General features: G+C 63.5%; 16 protein-coding genes and 1 pseudogene. 6 read left to right on the forward strand and 11 right to left on the reverse strand.

Annotated features, from left to right (window positions below):
• The 9 genes from WFK61_RS21390 to WFK61_RS21430 form a co-directional block, all read right to left on the reverse strand.
• Positions 1-279, reverse strand: a 279-nt coding sequence (locus tag WFK61_RS21390; protein ID WP_336814092.1) for an efflux RND transporter permease subunit, incomplete at its 3' end; no start/stop codon positions are given.
• Positions 276-1,691, reverse strand: a complete 1,416-nt coding sequence (locus WFK61_RS21395; protein ID WP_336814093.1) for an efflux RND transporter periplasmic adaptor subunit — start codon at positions 1,689-1,691, stop codon at positions 276-278. The genes WFK61_RS21390 and WFK61_RS21395, both read right to left, overlap by 4 nt.
• Positions 1,688-2,086: a FixH family protein gene (locus tag WFK61_RS21400; protein ID WP_336814094.1), complete on the reverse strand. Its 399-nt coding sequence runs from the start codon at positions 2,084-2,086 to the stop codon at positions 1,688-1,690. The genes WFK61_RS21395 and WFK61_RS21400 overlap by 4 nt, the downstream gene beginning before the upstream one ends.
• A gap of 126 nt (positions 2,087-2,212) precedes the next feature.
• Positions 2,213-2,566: a hypothetical protein gene (locus WFK61_RS21405; protein ID WP_336814095.1), complete on the reverse strand. Its 354-nt coding sequence runs from the start codon at positions 2,564-2,566 to the stop codon at positions 2,213-2,215.
• Between the two features lie 81 nt (positions 2,567-2,647).
• A complete protein-coding gene (gene phnE / locus WFK61_RS21410) occupies positions 2,648-3,472 on the reverse strand; it encodes a phosphonate ABC transporter, permease protein PhnE (RefSeq protein ID WP_336814096.1) in 825 nt (274 codons plus the stop codon).
• Positions 3,472-4,242: a phosphonate ABC transporter ATP-binding protein gene (locus WFK61_RS21415; RefSeq protein WP_336814097.1), complete on the reverse strand. Its 771-nt coding sequence runs from the start codon at positions 4,240-4,242 to the stop codon at positions 3,472-3,474. Before WFK61_RS21415 ends, phnE begins: the two co-directional genes overlap by 1 nt.
• Before the next feature lie 10 nt (positions 4,243-4,252).
• Complete coding sequence (locus WFK61_RS21420; protein WP_336814098.1) at positions 4,253-5,134, reverse strand: phosphate/phosphite/phosphonate ABC transporter substrate-binding protein; 882 nt, start codon at positions 5,132-5,134, stop codon at positions 4,253-4,255.
• 1 nt (position 5,135) lies between these two features.
• Positions 5,136-7,022, reverse strand: coding sequence for a cytochrome c peroxidase (locus WFK61_RS21425; RefSeq protein WP_336814099.1), 1,887 nt, complete (start codon positions 7,020-7,022; stop codon positions 5,136-5,138).
• A 123-nt stretch (positions 7,023-7,145) separates the two neighbouring features.
• Positions 7,146-7,574 (reverse strand): Fur family transcriptional regulator, encoded by a 429-nt coding sequence (locus WFK61_RS21430; RefSeq protein WP_336814100.1) that lies wholly within the window; start codon positions 7,572-7,574, stop codon positions 7,146-7,148.
• A 96-nt stretch (positions 7,575-7,670) separates the two neighbouring features.
• On the opposite strand from WFK61_RS21430, the gene WFK61_RS21435 reads away from it, so the two are divergent.
• From WFK61_RS21435 to WFK61_RS21445, 3 genes and pseudogenes are all read left to right on the forward strand, one after another.
• Positions 7,671-9,011 (forward strand): Nramp family divalent metal transporter, encoded by a 1,341-nt coding sequence (locus WFK61_RS21435; protein WP_336814101.1) that lies wholly within the window; start codon positions 7,671-7,673, stop codon positions 9,009-9,011.
• A gap of 299 nt (positions 9,012-9,310) precedes the next feature.
• Positions 9,311-9,409 (forward strand): annotated as a pseudogene (locus WFK61_RS21440) (MipA/OmpV family protein); the annotation flags it as partial.
• A 304-nt stretch (positions 9,410-9,713) separates the two neighbouring features.
• A complete protein-coding gene (locus WFK61_RS21445; protein ID WP_336814102.1) occupies positions 9,714-10,118 on the forward strand; it encodes a phasin family protein in 405 nt (134 codons plus the stop codon).
• 341 nt (positions 10,119-10,459) lie between these two features.
• Here WFK61_RS21445 and WFK61_RS21450 read toward each other — a convergent pair whose 3' ends face one another.
• Positions 10,460-11,995 (reverse strand): zinc finger domain-containing protein, encoded by a 1,536-nt coding sequence (locus WFK61_RS21450; RefSeq protein WP_336814103.1) that lies wholly within the window; start codon positions 11,993-11,995, stop codon positions 10,460-10,462.
• A gap of 250 nt (positions 11,996-12,245) precedes the next feature.
• On the opposite strand from WFK61_RS21450, the gene WFK61_RS21455 reads away from it, so the two are divergent.
• The 3 genes from WFK61_RS21455 to WFK61_RS21465 are packed head-to-tail and all read left to right on the forward strand — an operon-like array spanning position 12,246 to position 14,243.
• Positions 12,246-12,815, forward strand: coding sequence for a hypothetical protein (locus WFK61_RS21455; protein WP_336814104.1), 570 nt, complete (start codon positions 12,246-12,248; stop codon positions 12,813-12,815).
• Entirely contained in the window at positions 12,812-13,513 is a 702-nt protein-coding gene (locus tag WFK61_RS21460; RefSeq protein WP_336814105.1) for a hypothetical protein, read from the forward strand. Before WFK61_RS21455 ends, WFK61_RS21460 begins: the two co-directional genes overlap by 4 nt.
• Positions 13,503-14,243, forward strand: a complete 741-nt coding sequence (locus WFK61_RS21465; protein WP_336814106.1) for a hypothetical protein — start codon at positions 13,503-13,505, stop codon at positions 14,241-14,243. Before WFK61_RS21460 ends, WFK61_RS21465 begins: the two co-directional genes overlap by 11 nt.
• 198 nt (positions 14,244-14,441) lie before the next feature.
• Here WFK61_RS21465 and WFK61_RS21470 read toward each other — a convergent pair whose 3' ends face one another.
• Positions 14,442-17,405, reverse strand: a complete 2,964-nt coding sequence (locus tag WFK61_RS21470; protein WP_442896347.1) for a TrlF family AAA-like ATPase — start codon at positions 17,403-17,405, stop codon at positions 14,442-14,444.
• Positions 17,406-17,989 lie beyond the last annotated feature (584 nt).

Genomic DNA, 17,989 nt, shown 5'->3' on the forward strand with positions numbered 1-17,989 from the left:
GACGAAGGAGACGCCGAAGAAGGAGAAGCCGCGCACGACGCGCGCCTTCGGCACGGTCAGCATCGAGGTGGTCAGCGGATAGGTGACCTGGTCCTCGATCACCTGCGGCGCCTGGCCGGGATATTCGGTGTAGACGATGACCTGGACGTCGGAGAGATCCGGGATGGCGTCGAGCGGCAAGGTCCTGAGCGCATGGACGCCGGCTGCCACGGCGAAGGCCGCTCCGACAAACACCAAGATCAGGTTGCGCGCCGACCAGGCGATCAGGCGGGCGATCATGGCTTGGCCTCCGGCTGCGCGAAACCGTTCAGGGCAGCCTTGAGGTTGCTCTCGGCATCGATCAGGAAGTTGGCGGAGACGACGACGCGGTCGCCCTCGGAGAGGCCTTCGCTGACCGCGACCATGCCGTCGCCGCGACGGCCGAGCTTGACGTCGCGCGGCTCGAAACGGCCCTCGCCGCGATCGAGGATGACGAGGCGGCGCGTGCCGGTGTCGATCACGGCACTGTCGGGAACAGCGAGTTCCGGGCTTGCATCGCCGGAGCCGATCTCGACATCCGCATACATGTTCGGCAGCAGCATGCCGTCGCGGTTGGCGAGCTCGATGCGGACCTTCGCCGTGCGCGTCGCCTCCGCGATCTGCGGGTAGATCACGCTGACTCGCCCCTCGAACGCAGTGCCCGGACGGCCGCGCAGCCGCACCGTCGCCGGTGCGCCGATCCGAACCGCGGCCAGCTCCCGTTCCGGCACATCCGCCAGCACCCAGATCATCGAAATGTCGGCGAGCCGGAACAGGCTGTCGCCGGCCGCCATCTTCATGCCGTCGCTGACATTGCGTTCCAGCACGATGCCATCGCGCGGCGCCGACCAATTGATGCTCAGCGGCACCTTCCGGCTGCGCTCGATCTCGGCGATGACCTCGGGCGGAACGCCGAGATTCTCCAGCCGCTGCCGCGCGCCGCCTTCAGGTCCGCCGCGCGCGGCGGCGTTGAGCTCGGTGATGAACTGCGCGCCCGCCGTGCTGATCTCGGGCGAATAGATGCGCGCCAGCCGCGTTCCCTTTGAGACCCGGTCGCCTGTCGTAATCGGCGCGACCTCCTGGACGAAGGCGTCGGCGCGCAGGGACACGACGGACACACGCCGTTCATCGAGCTGGACGGTGCCGGGCACGCGGATCGACTGTGCGATGGCGCGGCTTGTGACGGGTTCGGAGCGCACGCCGCTGCGCTGGATGCGGCCGGGCGAAAGCTTGACGACCCCGTCGTCGCTTCCCTCGCCTTCATGGACGGGGAGGTAATCCATCCCCATCGAGTCCTTCTTCGGCACCGGCGAGATATCCGGGAGTCCCATGGGGTTGCGGTAGTAGAGGATGCGCCCCTTCCCGGCCTGGGCCGTCCGCTCTTCGCCCGGAGGCTTCTCCTCGAAGCTGATATCCTCGCTGGCACGGACGGCCCTGAACGGCCTGCCATCCCCGGTCTGGCGCGGTTCAGCCGCATACACCGGCTTCCGGTCGGGGTCCTGATAGTAGATCACCGGCCCGGTGCCGGCAGGCTCGTTCGCCGCGAGCGAGCCTTCGCTGCCGAGCCCCCCGCGCGGGCCAGCCGCCGGAAGGCCGCGATGTCCGGCCCAATAGCCCGCTCCTGCCGCCGCCAGAACGGCGAGAGCCAGGCCCGTGAGGGCGATCCGTTTCATGGCACTGCCTTGAGGATCAGCTTGTTTTCGAGCGTGCCGGTTTCGCCCTGGACCTTGGCGCCCAGCGAGAGGCGCCAGCCCCCGGCCATGGTCAGATTGGTCTTGAAGCGATAGGTGCCGGGCTCGGTCGAGGGCATCGCCTCGATCGGCGACGCCATCGTCTCCATGCCGTCTGGCGCCATGTCGATGCGCTGGGCGAAGATCACGGCGTCCGGAACCGGCTTGCCCGAGCGCTTGTCGACGAGCTGGACGGCGACGACGACGCCGTTGCCCTGCTTGAGTTCGCTCTGCACGAGCCGGAATTCATAGTCCTTGATCTCCGCCAGCGCCGGCACCGCGAGGGCGGCGAGCGGAAACGCGGCGACGAGCGCGCGCAACGTGTTGATAGGGGTCATGGTCGAAATCCTGAATCCATCAGGCTGCCGCGCGGGCGCACAGCCTTGAACGTGGCGATGGCCACGGTTCACCGACCGTCGGCGCTGCCGCGCGGTCGGTGCCGACGCACAAGCGTCGGCGATGTCTCAGGTTCGCGGAGGTCGGGCGGGCGGCTCGAACGGCCGCGAAACATGATCGGCGTCATCACCGCCCAGTCCGAGTTGGGCAACGATGAGCCGGGCGAGCGCAACGAACGACGTCGGTTCACTGGCGAAGCACTTGGCCAAGCAGAAGCTCAACGCCGGGCAGTTGGTCGCGCAGTCCTTGGCCTTGCCCTGGTCCGGCGGGCAGCACGGCATCGCGCCATCCATAGGCATTGCCATTTCCACGGCATCGGTCCGCCCGAAGCTCGCTGACGCCGGGCTGACGAAGGCAGCCAGGATCGTGGCCGTGACGAACAGGGCCAGAACTAAACAATGCGCGAGGAGCCGAAGCTGCATGGGAATAGCAATGTCATGACTGGGCTGGTTGCGAAAGCGAGACTATTTCAAGACATCGTCATCGCCGATACCCCTGCCGGCTCAACGCAGGACGCGCCTGATCAGCCCGTTGGCCAGTTCGATCAGGATGACGAAGGTGACAACGACCAGGGTGAGCGTCGCGACCTTCTGATACTGAAAGGTCCTAACATAAACCTGGATGTAGAATCCGATGCCGCCGGCCCCAACGATGCCGAGAATAAGCGATTCACGCAGGTTCATCTCAAAACGGAACAACGTGTCGCGCACGATGTCCGGCGCCATCTGCGGCCAGGCGCCGAAGCGCAGCTTCTGCAGGAAGGTGGCGCCGGCGCTGTCGAGCGCCTCCATCGGGGCGCGGTCGATGCCGTCGATCGCTTCGGCGTAGAATTTCGCCAGCATGCCGGTGGCGTGGAAGGCGATGGCGAGGATGCCCGGCAGCGGCCCGAGCCCGACAGCGCCGACCATCAGCATCGCGACAAGGAGCAGCGGAATGCCGCGGATGGTGGCGAGGCACCATTGCACCGGCAGATGCAGCCAGCGCGGCGTCAGCGTCTCAGCCGCAAGCAGGCCAAAAGCAATCGAGAGCAGCACGCAGCCGAGCGTGCCGAGCACGGCGATGCGCAAAGTCTCGGCTGAGGATTCGAGCACGACGGGCAGCACCGACAGATCAGGCGGCAGCATGCGTGCGAGGAATTCGGCGATGCGCCCGCCGCTGCTAGCGACCCGGTCGAGTTCGATGTCGCTGCCGCTCCAGGACCAGACGATCAGTGCAGCCAGCGCCAGCGAGAACAGGAACGGCGCATAGGAGCGGGAGCGCCCGTCGCGGTCGCGGCGTGGTCCGGTGGCCCTGGCCGGGGAAACAGCGAGGCTGTCCTGTGCGCTCATCAGGCGGGTTCCGGAACCAGTCCGGCCTCCTCGTAGATGCCGGCCAGCGTGTCGTCGCGCAACGCCTCTGGCGGCCCGTCGAAAACGACGCGGCCGCGATCGAGCGCGATGAATCGGTCCACGTAAGGGGCGATCAGGCGCGGCTGATGCGAGGAGACCAGCAAGGTCGCGCCCCGGCGCGCCGCACAATCGTGCAACAGGGCCAGGATCGCTTGCGCCGTTACTGGATCAAGGTTGCTGATCGGTTCGTCGGCGAGCAGGAGCGCCGGATCCTGCGCCAGGCAGCGCGCGATGGCGACCCGCTGGCGCTGGCCGCCACTGAGGCGGTCGACCCGCTTGCCCGCGAGTTCGGCGATGCCGACATCGCCCATCGCCCGTTCCACAGCATCGTGGTCGTCCTGGCCGAAGCGCCCGAGCAGGGATCCCCAGGGCTGCGCGCGCCCGAGCCGCCCGTTCAGCACGTTCTGGCGCACGCTCTCCTGCTCGACCAGTGCGAATTCCTGGAAGACGAAGCCGGTGTCGCAACGCCAGGCGCGCGGCAGCGACCTGGCCGGGTCGAGGGCACGGCCGAGCACGCTGGCTTGCCCGCGAAAGCCGCGCAGGCGACCGTCGAGCAGCCTGAGAAGCGTCGATTTGCCGGCGCCGGAGGCGCCGATCAGCGCCACCTTCTCACCAGCCTCGATCCGCAGTTGCGCGATGGCGAGACTGCCACGATCCTCGCCCTTGTAGCGAAAGGACAGATTGTCGAGCGCAACTGCGCTGCCTGACATGGCGGTGACCCTAATTCATCAACCCATAGGCTTTCGCCAACTCCCTGACGCCGTCGAAGCTCTTCGGATCGGCCGCCACATAGCCGTCCGGGCTGTAGACGTGCTTGAGCAGCGCAACGTTCTGCGGCTCGTTGAGCTTGAGCATGGCGGCGACGAACTTTGCCTTGAGCGCCGGGTCGAGGTCCTTGCGCGCGATGACGACATGCGAGGGGATCGGCTTGGACTCGGCGATCCATTTCACCTGCGGCTGCTGATCCGGCGTCAGCAGGAGATCAGCGTATTGGCTGACGCCGGCGGCGTCGACCAGCCCGGCCTGCATCGCCTGCATGGCCTGCTGATAGCCGCCGGCGAAATAGACCTTGCCGAAGAAGCGCTTGGGATCCTCGCCGCGCTGGAGCAGCCCGCTCTCGACGAAGATGTCGAGCGGATAGAGATAGCCCGATTCCGAGATCGGATCTGCAAACGCGATGGCCTTGCCCCTGAGGTCGGCGAGCTGCGCGATCGCGCTATCGCGGCGCACGAAGATGCGGCCGGTATAGGCCGGGCTGCCGCGATAGACCTCGGCCAGCACAGCCACTGCCCCGGTCTGGGCATTGGCGATGACATAGGGCAGCGCGCCCATGAAGGAGATGTCGGCGTCGTTGTTGCGCAGAGCCTCCACCGCGGCGGCGTGATCGCTCCCGACGAAGCCCCGCACCGGCACGCCGATCTCCTTGGCAAGCCAGGCCGAGATCACCTTGATGTCGCCCTGCAGCTTTTCCGGGTTCTCCTGCGGAATGAAGGCGAGAACCAGTTCCTTGCGTTTCTGCGCCAGGGCCGGGGCCAGAGGCGCCGCTGCGATGGCGAGGCCGGCCAGCACGAGCGCGCGGCGGTCAATCGTCAGACGCGTCATCTCAATACATCTCCTCGTCGTACTTCGCCTGAAACTCCTTGAATCGCGCCCAGCTCTTCTCGGCTGCCGCCCAGTCGTCGGCAACGATCGCCTTGCGCACGTCGCTGAGAAGTCCGGCGACTTCATAGACCTTGGGCTTGGCCGCCGTATTGGCCATGCCGCTGGCATCAGCCGCGAGATCGGTCGCGACCGTCTCCAGCATCAGATCGGCGTGCTTGGCGTCACGCTTGGGCAACAGCGTCTCGAAGGTCGAGGCGAAGGTGGTCAGTTCCTCCCAGTCAAGCCGGAATTTGGTCTTTTTGCCCTCGAACTTCTGGTAGGGCTCGTTGGCGTCGCCGATGGTCTCGAGATAGGCGGTCAGGTCGGCCAGCTCCGTCTTGCGAAGCTTGAGTTTGTAGCGGTCGTTGAACCAATCGACGACGCTCGCCAGCGTCGGCATTGAGCCATCGTGGAAATAGGGTGCCGTGAACTTGGCGCCGAGCAGGGTCGGCGTGTCGAAGGCACCGTCGCGGCCACCTTCGTAGCTCGGCCTGGCCGAGCCGATATCGTGCGCCTTCCGGTCGAGGAAATTGGCCGATGGGATGTGACAGGTGGCGCAGGCCTTGCCGTCCATCTGTGGGAACGGCTTGCGGAACAGTTTTGCACCGCGGACGGCCGAGGCCGAGGCCTTTTCGGTCAGCTCGCCGCGTTTGTCGAGCTTGTCATTAGGCAAGAAATCGAACTCGATCATGTAGGCGACGAGCGCGTCGAGCATGAACGGCGTTGGCTCGTTGCCGGCGAACTCGCTGACGATGACGTTGCGGGTGAAGTCACGCAGGCTACCGAAGCGGCCGTCGCGGCCGTACGGGGCGGTGAAGCGCAAACCGCGCAGCGAGGGAATGTCAAGGCTCCCGCGCCGGTGGTCATTGAAGAGCGGGTTGAAGAACGAGCCCCGCGTGTCGATCGCGCCCTTCTGGTGGCTGATGCCCGGGATGAAGAAGGTCTGGTTGACGTCGCTGCGGTTGTGGCAAGACGAACAGGCGAGGCCGAGCGAGCGCGCCGGCTCGCCGAAGATGAGCGGGCTGTCGAACAGCATGTCGCCATAGGCGACGAGCGGCAGATCGGTTTCCTTGATCTCGCGCTCCTCGAAGTTCAGCACGAGCTTAGGCAGCGGATCCTGATTATTGAGATTGCTGCCCGGCGGCAGCCAGGGCCGGACCTTGACCTCGGCCTGGGCGGCGGCGACGCTTTCCGGCAGCGGCGTCAGGCGCTCGCGCGCTGTGAAGCGCTCCGGCTCGTAGTTGGCAGCGAGATAGTCCTCGATCACTTTGCGCGCGGCGGCAAACACTTCGAGCTCGGGAGCGACCGCGCCAGTGCCGAGCACGCCCTGCGAACCGACGCTGCTGGTCAGCTCCAACCAAGCGCGCCCGAGCCGCTTGCCGGCTTCCGGATCGGTCTGGTCGATGAATTCGCCGAAGGAGCGATAGAGCGTCTGCGCCTCCATCACCTTCTGATGTGCCTTGCCGGGCATAGTGAGACTGTCAGCCGCCTCGGCCAGCGCCTGGCGCGTCAATTGCGAAGTTGCCCGCGTCGCTGCCTCATAGAGCGCCTGGCGGTTCTTGGCCGCGATCGCCTTGACGATCGCGTCCGCGGCACTCCCCTTCAGGCTCTCGAAGTAGATTTTGGCCGGCCGCGACACCGCCGCCGCCGGATGGGGGCTCTCATAAGCGGTGCCAATCTGGTCCCAGACCACGGGTTTGAGATCACCTAGGAACATCATGCTGCGATAGGCGGCCGCGGCGGGGTGCCACGGCGTCTCGACACCGATATCGGCCCGTGCCGGCGCGTTCTGGCTCAAAGCCACTGCCAGCGCCAATCCGATCCACGCAAGAAGCCGGCGCCGCGCCATCTCGATCTCCCTCAACCTGCGACTGCGATCCATTCGCATAAAGTCGAGCCGAGATTACCGCGGAGGGAGGTAGAGTCAATGCAGTTGCAACTGATTTGCAATTAAGTCGCAGCGGGAGGCACGCTATCCGTCAGGCCTCGCTGTGCGACGTCCGTAGAGGACGAGCTTGTGCCCCGTCAGCTCGAAACCGAGCTGCTTGGCAACCTCCGCTTGCAGCCGTTCGATCGCATCCGAGCGGAACTCCACGACCTCGCCGGTGTCGACATTGATCAGATGGTCGTGATGGCGCTCGGCCGCCGGCTCGATCTGGACCCGCCCGCCCGCGAAACTGTGGCGCTCGACCAGGCCCTTCGCCGCAAACACCTTCAGCGTGCGGTAGACCGTCGATAGCGAGATGCGCGGATCGATCTCCGCGACCCGACGATACAGTTCGGAAATGTCGGGGTGGTCCGTCGCATGAGCGACCACCTCGGCGATGACCCGGCGCGGTCCAGTGACTCGCCGCCCTGAATTCCGATATCGCGCGATCAGCGCATCGACATGGGTCGTCATGACGATTCCTCTTGAGGCATCTCGCAAGTGCATTGACAATTTCCGTGGAAGCCAGATAACAGCTTTTGCAAATCAATTGCAATTATGGGATGCTAGATGCTCGACAAGGTCAGAGCCACCGAAACCGGCTGGCGAAAGTCGCGCGGCGAGCCGTCACTACTCGACGTCTTCAGGACCATCTCGGTCAAGCAAAGCGCGACGCCTTGGCGCAAGTTTCTTGCCTTCTTCGGGCCAGGGTATCTCGTCGCCGTTGGCTACATGGATCCCGGCAACTGGGCGACCTCGCTCGCGGGCGGAGCCCAGTTCGGCTACACACTGCTCTTCGTCGCGCTGGTCTCCAACATCATGGCGATCATCCTGCAGGCGCTCTGCGCGCGGCTCGCCGTGGCCACCGGTCGCGACCTCGCCCAGGCCTGCCGCGACGCCTATCCCCGCGCCGTCGCCTGGCCGCTCTGGGCGCTCGCGGAGCTCGCGATCTGCGCCACCGATCTCGCCGAGGTCATCGGCACCGCGATCGCGCTCAACCTGCTCTTGGGCATGCCGCTCGAGATCGGCGTTGTTGTCACCGCGCTCGACGTCTTCGTGATCCTCTGGCTGCAGAACAAGGGGTTCCGCTGGATCGAGGCCTTCGTCATCACCCTGCTCGGCGTGATTGCGATCTGCTTCGGCGTTCAGATCGCGTTGGCCGATCCAGACTGGGGTCAGGTCGTTCGCGGCTTCGCGCCGACGACGCAAATCGTGAACAACCCGCAGATGCTCTATCTCGCGCTCGGCATCATCGGTGCGACGGTGATGCCGCATAACCTCTACCTTCACTCAGGTATCGTGCAGACGCGCGCCTTCGGCGAGAGCCTGCCGGAGAAGCGCGACGCCCTGAAATGGGCGACACTGGACTCCACCGCGGCGCTGATGTTCGCGCTCCTGGTCAACGCCTCGATCCTCATCCTGGCGGCGGCGACCTTCCACAAAACGGGCCAGACGACGGTATCCGAACTCGAACGGGCGCATGAACTGTTGGCGCCGCTGCTGGGCCTGTCGATCGCGCCGACGCTCTTCGCCATCGCGCTGCTCTGCTGCGGTCTAAACTCGACGGTGACCGCGACCATGGCCGGCCAGATCGTCATGGAGGGCTTTCTCGACATCAAGCTGCCGGCCTGGGTCCGGCGGCTCGTGACCCGGCTCGTCGCCATCATCCCGGCGATCTTAGTGACATGGCTCTACGGGGCGGGGGAGACCGGCAAACTCTTGATCCTCAGCCAGGTCATTCTTGGTCTGCAGCTACCCTTCGCGATCGTGCCTCTCGTCATGTTCACCGCATCCAAGGCGAAGATGGGCGAGATGGTTGCGCCGAAATGGCTAACTATCACCGCCGCCCTGATCGCCGCGATCATCATCGCCTTGAACATCAAGCTAATGTTCGACCTCGCCGCGGGTTGACCGTGATCCGCAATACCACACATGTGAACGAGCGATTGACCAGAACGGTCGTCATCCGCGCGCGGCTCGCGCTGACGGTAGCTTATGTTCTGCTGCTGCAAGGGGCGTTCGCAAGCGCCGCGGCGGGATCCCTGTCGCAACCGAGATAGCGACCTTGATCCGTGCCCGGATCAAGGAGGTGAAGTACGCCGATTTCCAGGTGGTGACGCGGAGCCGTCCACCGGTCCAGAGGAGGTCGAGAGGTTCGCCGAAGCGCTTCTCGATCCGCTGTTCCCAGTTGCGAAGGGCAGCCGCCTGATGGGGCCGCGGCCCAATCCAGCCTGGTGCGAGAACGCGGCTCACGCGATCAGCTCATGATCGGGGTCTCGGCGACCTATCGCTTCGACTTCTCGCTATAGCCGACGCCGCGCCGGCATCAGAGGCGAGGTCCGTCCCTTCCTCAGCGCGAGCGCATCAAACGACAATGCCGTCATCATACCGCCTTTTGCAGCCGCGAGGATGAGCGCTGCTGAGGCCCGAACGGTCGCGACCAAAACGGTCCGCACCTGCTGCATTGCAGCATGTCCTTGACGTTTATGCTGCGCTGCACAATATGACGATCAATCCCCGGTGGTGAGCTCTCTTCACACGAGCCTGGGGGCGATACGTCGGGCCCAATGGCCCTTCAGCAAAGGGGCACCCAGGGTGCGCAAGGAGAAAACCATGAACCAGCAGATCGAAACCCTCCAGAAGACTTCCAAGGACAACATCGACGCCACGCTGAAGGCCTTCGACGCCGCCTCCAAGGGCGTGCAGACCATCGCCACCGAAGCGGCCGACTATGCCAAGAAGTCCTTCGAGACCAACACCGCGTTCATCGAGAAGCTCGCCGGCGCGAAGAGCTTTGACAAGGCTCTCGAGCTCCAGGCAGCGTACGTCAAGACCGCGTTCGAGGACGCCGTCGCCCAGGTGACCAAGATGGGCGAGCTCTATGCCGCTCTCGCCAAGGACGCCTACAAGCCGTTCGAGGGCATCGTCGCCAAGGCTGCTCCGGCTGCCGCCGCTGCCGTCGAGGCGGCGGTCAAGCAGGCTACTCCCGCCGCCGCCCCGGCCAAGCAGGCTGCCTGATTTCAACCGACTGCCACAACGACCATGTTGCCGGTCGAAAGAGTTCGAGGCCCGGCTGAAGTGGGCCTCGTGGACACCCATTGGAGGCTCCGGTTCGACCGTGGCCTTTCTCATATTGAGCATGATCTCGGCTAATGCGAGCTCCCGATAGGCCGGCCCTGCTCTGGACCCTCCGTATCTCCGGGTCCATCTGCGTCACCGCTGAGGTGATGGCCGATTAGCTGGAGACGCGGATCGCCAGAGGGCTGGGCCGTACGCAGCGTGAGCCCATCAGCTCGCGGTAATTTGCCGACCAGCGGCGCGTCCGCTGTCCCCAGACCGAGGACACGCAAAGTAAGCCTCTACTCTAACCGCTCGGCAATGAAGCGGGGGATCATGCGTTCGTCGCCGCAGGTCGCGCAGTAGTCGCTAGTTCGCCCCTCGCAGGCGGGGCAGTCGACCATCTGGAAATCGCGCATGTCGATCCGGTCGACGTCCCGCTGATCGAGCTCACCTTCGCCATCGCAGGCTGGGCATGGGCGGCCATGCCAATCACGCGCGCCCTCGCAAACAGGGCATTCGACGCGCTCATAATCTCGCAGGTCGATCCCGTCGGCATAGCGGCGGTCCATCTCGCGCTCGCCGCCGCATGCCGGGCATTGCTCACCACGAAATCGTCCTTCGCCTTTACAAACGGGGCAATCGACGAGCTCATATTCCCGTAGGTCAATCCTATCGCTCTGTTGACGCTCAAGTTTACCGTCACCGCCGCAGGCGGGGCAGTCTTGGCCCCGCAGCTTGCCAGAACCGCTACAAGCCGGGCAATCGACCTCCTCCCATTCGCGGGTGTCGATCTGCTCCGCGTAGCGTCGTTCCAAATCGCCATCGCCGCCACAAGCGGGACAGTCGCATCCTCTGAAGGTTCGCTTTCCGTCGCAGAGAGGACACTCGATCAATTCGTAGCGGGTGAGATCGACAGCATCCGCGTCGCGCTCTGTCAGCTCCGCTTCGCCGTCGCAGGCTGGGCAGTCCTCGCCATTGTAATGACCGCTACCTGCGCAGAGGGGACAGTTCACATAGCCCGCCCGCTGGGCGAACTCGGCCTTCACTGACGCGGCAAGATGCAGAGTGGCGCCGATATCCTGCGGCCCAGTCGAGCTGTCGGCGAGGGCTTTGAACTCAGCCGACATCGCTTCGAAGGCCCCAAAATGGGGGTCCTCCTTGGAAGTCGGCGCCATGTTCGGCACCTGGGCCAAAGCCTCCTTCGCCAGCTTGGTGACGGTGGTGACTTCGTCCGGAGTTGTGGCGGCCGCCAACTGCAAGTTCAGGCTCTCGCAAGCTTTCAGCATTGTGAACAGCTGCCCCGTCGCCTTGGCCTGCAGTTGCCAAAGCGCCCGCCGGTAATAGGTTAGGGAATGCTTGAAGCTAGCGACGAACTCGGCGTTCTCCGCCTTGGGCCCGTAGGTGTGTTTGTCGAACTTTGTGTGGTGATTGGCGCAGAGCCAAATCAGGTTTTCGGGATGATTGTTCTGCGTCTTTGCGACAGGGACGATGTGGGCAGCCTCGCAGGAATTGGCGTGGGCGTGACAGATGGCGCACTCGCCGCCGGCCTCATCCTGAATCTCCCGCCTGATACCTTCGGGCACGGGCGGCCGGCCGCCGTCCTTCTTGGGCCATGGGAGTTTTAGCCAGTCGTTGAAGCCCTCGAGCTCTGCCCGCTCGAAGTAGATCTGGTCATCCCCCTTGCGCGCCTTCAGCTTGCGGCTGGAGTCCTGCTTTGGTGCATAGCTGGTGAGCCAGCGAAGCAGCTTGGGCGACATCCCGACCAGTGACGCTGCCTGGAATTCATTGAGCTCGTCCTGCCCGGGGCCGGTTGTGGAGGGTTTCGGCACCTTCATGGAAGCTGAAACGTGAGGCTATGGGCGATCACGAAGAGGCCTCGGCATAAATCAAAATCAACGCACCGTCGTATACATCTGAAATCGGCACAAGAGAACGCCCTCGCCTAAGGTAGTGGGTCGGTGAGCAGCACAAAGCGGCTCGAAAAACTGGAGGAGCGTCCCAATCCGAGGGGACCGGCGTTGACACTGCGGTGCGCCGCATGGTCAAGTGTCCTTTGTCCGAGGACAGAGGACGCACGCAACTTCGATGATGAAGAGCCAGGATGTGGTCGTCCTGCTCAAGCTGGTGAGCTTGGAGGACGGCGAGCGCGAAATCGGCCAGCAACCTGCACGATATGGCGTCGTGACGGGAGAGGATTTCTATTCCGTACGCGGTCTGGAAGCGGCGCTCGGGATTAGCAAGACTGAGGTCAGCGCTTCGATCAAGCGCAGCCTCGATTCAGGCATTGCAATCAGGGACCGGAAGACCGGGAGAGCAAAGCCGAACCGGCGTCAGCTCCGCGAATTCATCGTCCACGGTCTGAAGTTTGTATTTCCGGCGAAGCCAGGGTCCATGCAGCGCGGTTTGCCTACGGCATTTGCCGCGCCAGTGCTTCGGGAATCTCTGCATAGCGCCGGCAACATTATCAGCGTGTGGCCCTATGCGCGCGGTCAGGAGATGGGTCAATCGGTCGAACCGCTCTTCAAAACCGTGCCCGAAGCCGCGGAACGGGACGAGCGCCTCTACGCCTATCTCGCGCTCGTCGATGCTATCCGCCTCGGCCATCAACGCGAAGCGGGTGTGGCCGCCAACCTGCTGGCGGGAAGGTTGGGATGACGATCCAGGGCCAGTTGAAGGAAATGCTCAAGGCCGTCGCCGTGGCGCTCGGCGACGAGCTTCGGCCGCGCCTCGTCTTTGTCGGCGGCTGCACGACCGCTCTCTACATAACCGACCCAATCACTTTGGAAGGCGTCAGGGCAACTGATGATGTCGACCTGATCGTGGATCTCGCCGGCTTTGCGGAATGGGCGGAACTGATGGCTCAGCTGCGAGAGCGCGGCTTCACCGAGGCGGCGGACGACAATGTCATCTGCCGCATGAAGCTGGGCGAGCTCAAAGTCGACTTCATGCCGGACGATGAGGCGATCCTCGGTTTCAGCAATCGCTGGTATGCGGAGGGGGTCAAGACGGCAGTTCCAGCGGCGCTGGAGGAAGCGCTCGAGATCCGGCACCTTACGCCTCCGCTCTTCGTCGCCACCAAACTGGAGGCCTATCGCGGGCGTGGTGGAGGCGACCTCCTCGGCAGCCGAGATGCGGAGGATATTCTCTTGCTCGTCGATGGGCGGGAAGAGCTCGTGGAGGAGATCGCGGCAGCCGCCCCCGAGATCCGAACCTATATCGCCGAGCAGATAGCGGCGATGCTGGGCAATCCCAGCTTCGAGCACTTTCTCGAAGGGAATGTTCGAGGACCGGCAGGACGCGCGGACATCGTCTACGAACGCCTGGTCGCGATCAGCGAATTTGATGGTCACTGACATGGGGTTTGCTGTCCGATGGCACTGTCAGCAGGGGACCAGAACGGCTGACAATCGCGATCACGCCGGAATCGGCATTCGCGGCGGTTCAATCCTGGCAATCGTTCTTGACGGATCGACCTCAGGATCGGCGAGCGGACTGTTCGCGCGCGAGATCGCGCGTCACGTCGTCGATTGGTTCGTGACCACGCCCGCGGAGGTCACCGCCGCGACGATGACGGAACAGCTTCGCATGACGCATGTGGCCCTTGCAGGGGATTTCAAAAAGGCCTCGGCAAGCTACGTCCTGCTGTACGCGGACGCCGCGCCACCCGCCATCGTATTGCACGCCGGCGATTGCCTACTTGGCCATCGCGATACCGATGGGCGGATATCATGGCTTCTGCAGCCACATACGCTCGCGAACGCACTAGCGGCGATCCCGCATGAGACCCTGGTAAAGGCTGACGCGAGGCACGTTCTCACGCGAAGCTTTCGATCGAAGCGCTTCATCGCACCCGATCTGACCTTGACCGATCTCAAGGACCAGACGTTGCTAGTTGGGACAGATGGCTTCTGGGCAGATCTCGACCTGCACGAACAGAATGCGTTTAGTGAAGGGCGGCTTCCGGCAAGCGAAGGCGAGCGTGATGATCGCGCCCTTCTTTCGATCTCGCGAGTCGGGGCCGGCGCTTCGATCGACGTTTCGGGCACTCACGCGCCGACGAGCATTTACGTGAGAAGAGCCTGAGAGGTCATCGACCATCCGCGATCGGCAGGCTGGAGCTTCGTGACACCCTTCCGGGATCAGCGAACGCTCCCGCGCATCGTTCAGCACACGTGCTCCCAACTCTTGGCCCCTGCGCGGTGGCGACATGTTCGTCGGCCCGATGGCGGCGGAAGAGACCGTCATGTATACTACCCCCTATCGGCGCGCTGATGGCGCGCGCTACCGTTCGAGGCTGACACGCAAACGGCGAGCGCGCTCCTTGAATGCCGCCTCGCCCCCTTCCAAGATGTCACAGACGAGTTTGCGCATTTCCGCGTCCTCCAACCCGCCGGATTGATAGGTAATCGGCGGCAGGTCGCCGGACTTATGTGGGCCTGCGGTTGCTACGATAATCTGATCGGCATCCGTATTGACGACGAGATTGGCATTGTGGGTCACCATAATGACCTGACGCTTGCTCTTGGCTGCGACAAACAGGCCGACGAGTTCGTCGAAGATCGATTTCGGATCAAGATTCTCTTCCGGTTGGTCGATGATCAGCGGGCTGTGGTCGCTTTCATCGAGTGCAAGGTAGAGGAGAAGAAGGACAATCCCTCGCGACCCCGGCGAGAGCTTCGTTATGTCGGTTCCTTCATAATCAATACTGTACGAGAGTTGGATATGATCGGTACTGAAAAGCCATTTGGCGAAGCGCATCAACCAGCTGCGATAACCTGCCTGATCGTTGGCCGCCACATTGGCTAGGGCGAGAAGATCGTCCTGCCAAGCTTCCGTGAATTGCTGGATGGCTTCGTCGATGGCGGCGATGTCGCCGGTCTCCCACGCCTTACGAAGGTGGGTGTTGGCCCATTGTTCGAGCGACCCCTTTCCCCTGAAATCGCCTGCACGGCGCAGGTCGAAGAGCCTCTCGCCCGTCGATGCCCACTGGCTCACGTCGGCATGCCGTCGAGCCGAGAAGGAGAGCTTACGCAAGGTGCCTTGGGCAGCCCCTAGTCGGTCGACCAGTGGTTGATACAAGTCGCGCAAGACCTGCTCCTCAGCGATGATCGCCTCGAACACACGAAGATAGGTCTCCCGCCGACGCTTGCTGAACTCCGCCATTCGTGTGGCCGCTCCTTCGCAGTCGGCGAGCGTTACGCGCGTAGCCTCTATTTGGGTGTTCTCTTCGGCGATGCGTTTGACCAGTCCGGCAAACTTCTTCGCTGTCTCGGTGTCGATATTGATCAAGCCCTGGAGCCGCAACGCCTCCGCCTCGAGCACTGCCAGCGGAGTCTTCTCCGGGTCGGCGTCGTCGGCGAGATAGGAGTGATTGGGATCGCTTGGGGGAGTCGGCACAGTCCCACGCCAACCCGCCGCCATTTTTCGGGCTTTCTCGAGTTTTGCAGTCAAAGCGGCGTCGACATCTCCATGATATTCCAGCAGGAACGCCTGCCAGTCCGCGTCCTCCAGGCGCGCGGCCACGAAACTCGACTTTGTCTGCCGCAGCGCCTCCGGCGCCTTGTTTTGACGAAAAGCCCTCACCTCGTCCTGGAGGGAAAGCAGCGCGCTCTCCTGGTTGGCGAAGTACCGGAGGTAGGAGCGAACCTTTTCTGCGGCGTCGGCGATAATGCTCAACCGATCAGCTCGTGTTTCCGTGCCCTTCACGATAAGCTTGTCGCGATCTGCTTCCAGGCCCTTTACGGTTTGCTCCTTCTGGGCGAGCTGCTGTTTGAGCCCCGCGATCTGCCGCCGTTTTTCTCGTTCCTGTCCGATATTGTCGGACAAGGTTCCAATCGCCTCTTCCTCGCGCCGGCGCCCGAGGCGGTACCGGGTTGCGCGCAATTCTAGCATCTGATCGAACCGAAACGTGCCGTCCTTTTCGGGATGGGCTTCAAATATCACCCGCTCGATTTCGCGCAGCAGCGCGTCGGTCATCCCGTCAGCCGAGCAGAGTTCCTCGACGAATTTCTGCGAGAGATAGCGCGCCCGCGGAAATCGGCCGTCGAGCTCAGTATCATACTCGTAGTCGAGCAGGTCGCGCTGGGAAGGTTCGCCGGTGCCCCAATCCAGCCGGACGCTGGCTCCCTCGAGGAGATCCCCTGCCCGCACCAAGAAGGAGGCGGAGCTAAGGTGCTCCGAGGCCGCATCACACCCCGCCGCGATCGCGTCAGCAAGCGCAGTCTTTCCTGAACCTCTCGCGCCGATGATTGCGACAAGGCCGGGATTGAGCTCGACCTTCGGCGTTGTCGCCCAGGCCGCGCCCTGGATCGTCACGCGAGATATGACCTGAGACGGGGTGGCACGGATCGGGGGCGCAGCACCGACAAAGGCGCGCCCTTCGGGATCGATGACCGCCTGCCGCAACGCGTCGAAATGGGCGTCGCCCTTGATCCAGGAATAGCGATCTCCGTCCGGAGCTCCGACCTTTGCGGTTTCATGGGCATCGCTGCCATGCAGGCACGGTTTGAGCGCGCCATAGCGAGCTCGGATCTCCTGTGGCGTTGCGCTGCCCTTGCGCCCTAGCCAGAAATCGCGCTGGCTCGCGCCGCTAGCGAAAATGATGTGCGCGAACCGCTCGACCTCCTGGCGCTGCGCGCCATCGGATTCACCGCGCATACCGGAAGTACCGTCATGCTCGCTGCCGGCCACAGCAACGAGCATGTTGGCTTTGGCCCAATCGATCGCGCGGTAAAGCTCGGCCAACTGCTCAAAGCTGACTTTGAATTGTGTCGCGCCGCGCGCCAGCGCGGCCCGGCCGGAGAGGCTGGGGTCGATCTTAGAGCCGAGCCGCATCAGCTCGTCCGGAGTGCAAGCGAAACGGTCTCCGGAATATTCGAAGGTCAGTTGCGCCAGAAGGCGCTGAGTGGCTCCGACATGGTCGGGATCATCCGGACTGACCAGCAGGTGGCAGTTTACCCAGTTCCCCTTGACCGTTCCGAAGGCTAGGCGCAGTTCGACATTCGGGAAGACAAGATCGACACCAGCAAGCCGCCCATCGCGAAGTTTCGCCTCGCGGACACGCTCATAGGTGTCGAGCAGATAGTAGTCGGTCACGCCTAACGCGCGAATGGCAGGTGTCGCCGACTCGATCTTAGCGAGGTACTGTTCGAAGCTGCCCGTGCCTTTGAACTGATCGTTGAGCACCGTGCCGGGGGCGTGAATATGGGGCTCCCATCGAAGCCACCGCGAGCCTGAATTCCCCAATCTTTCCCCCAATCAATGTCGCTTCGACGAAGCCGGAACAAGCGGCTGCGTCACTGTCGCATCCTCGGAGCCTGCAGCCAGGCATCCGCCTGCCCGAAGATATCCTGCCGCCACTGCTCGGGGTGCGCTCGTCAAGGTAACCGCCAAACGACACGTTAGAACAAGAGCCCGGCGTCGGCGGGGGACTGCGCTAGCTCTGCCGGCACGCGGCTGTGGTCAAATACGCGCTCCAATTTCTGACTGCGGATAGCGACCACAACCTTGACCTGTTTTCTGCCGCGTACGAAACCGTGATAGCGGACTGACCAGAACGCAATACTAGGCATGGGTAGGTTTGCGCTTCCTATGAAATTCCTCAAGCGCGTTGGCTCCCACGGCCGGTCATCTCTCGCATATGCTCGGCACAAACGCTGCAGCCGCAACGGCGAGTGCACGCCGCATTCATTTATTGATCAGAGAAATAACTCCATGCGCCGCTCAGGCTTCTCGGTAGCAGCGACCGATCAGCCGATTACGGCGTGAGCACCATCCTCTTCAGCATCGAGACACCGGTCGACGGCAAGAGGGCTTCCAACGGCAACGGG

It is taken from the genome of Allobosea sp. MMO-172 (assembly GCF_037147855.1).
Taxonomy (GTDB): Bacteria; Pseudomonadota; Alphaproteobacteria; order Rhizobiales; family Beijerinckiaceae; genus Allobosea.

Excerpts from the sequence above, each read along its gene's own strand:
- WFK61_RS21465 (WP_336814106.1), top strand. The coding sequence starts at position 13,503 with ATGGTCACTGACATGGGGTTTGCTGTCCGATGGCACTGTCAGCAGGGG.
- WFK61_RS21415 (WP_336814097.1), bottom strand. The coding sequence starts at position 4,242 with ATGTCAGGCAGCGCAGTTGCGCTCGACAATCTGTCCTTTCGCTACAAG.
- WFK61_RS21400 (WP_336814094.1), bottom strand. The coding sequence starts at position 2,086 with ATGACCCCTATCAACACGTTGCGCGCGCTCGTCGCCGCGTTTCCGCTC.
- WFK61_RS21460 (WP_336814105.1), top strand. The coding sequence starts at position 12,812 with ATGACGATCCAGGGCCAGTTGAAGGAAATGCTCAAGGCCGTCGCCGTG.
- WFK61_RS21395 (WP_336814093.1), bottom strand. The coding sequence starts at position 1,691 with ATGAAACGGATCGCCCTCACGGGCCTGGCTCTCGCCGTTCTGGCGGCG.
- WFK61_RS21430 (WP_336814100.1), bottom strand. The coding sequence starts at position 7,574 with ATGACGACCCATGTCGATGCGCTGATCGCGCGATATCGGAATTCAGGG.
- WFK61_RS21425 (WP_336814099.1), bottom strand. The coding sequence starts at position 7,022 with ATGGCGCGGCGCCGGCTTCTTGCGTGGATCGGATTGGCGCTGGCAGTG.
- WFK61_RS21405 (WP_336814095.1), bottom strand. The coding sequence starts at position 2,566 with ATGCAGCTTCGGCTCCTCGCGCATTGTTTAGTTCTGGCCCTGTTCGTC.
- WFK61_RS21445 (WP_336814102.1), top strand. The coding sequence starts at position 9,714 with ATGAACCAGCAGATCGAAACCCTCCAGAAGACTTCCAAGGACAACATC.
- phnE (WP_336814096.1), bottom strand. The coding sequence starts at position 3,472 with ATGAGCGCACAGGACAGCCTCGCTGTTTCCCCGGCCAGGGCCACCGGA.
- WFK61_RS21455 (WP_336814104.1), top strand. The coding sequence starts at position 12,246 with ATGATGAAGAGCCAGGATGTGGTCGTCCTGCTCAAGCTGGTGAGCTTG.
- WFK61_RS21435 (WP_336814101.1), top strand. The coding sequence starts at position 7,671 with ATGCTCGACAAGGTCAGAGCCACCGAAACCGGCTGGCGAAAGTCGCGC.
- WFK61_RS21450 (WP_336814103.1), bottom strand. The coding sequence starts at position 11,995 with ATGAAGGTGCCGAAACCCTCCACAACCGGCCCCGGGCAGGACGAGCTC.
- WFK61_RS21420 (WP_336814098.1), bottom strand. The coding sequence starts at position 5,134 with ATGACGCGTCTGACGATTGACCGCCGCGCGCTCGTGCTGGCCGGCCTC.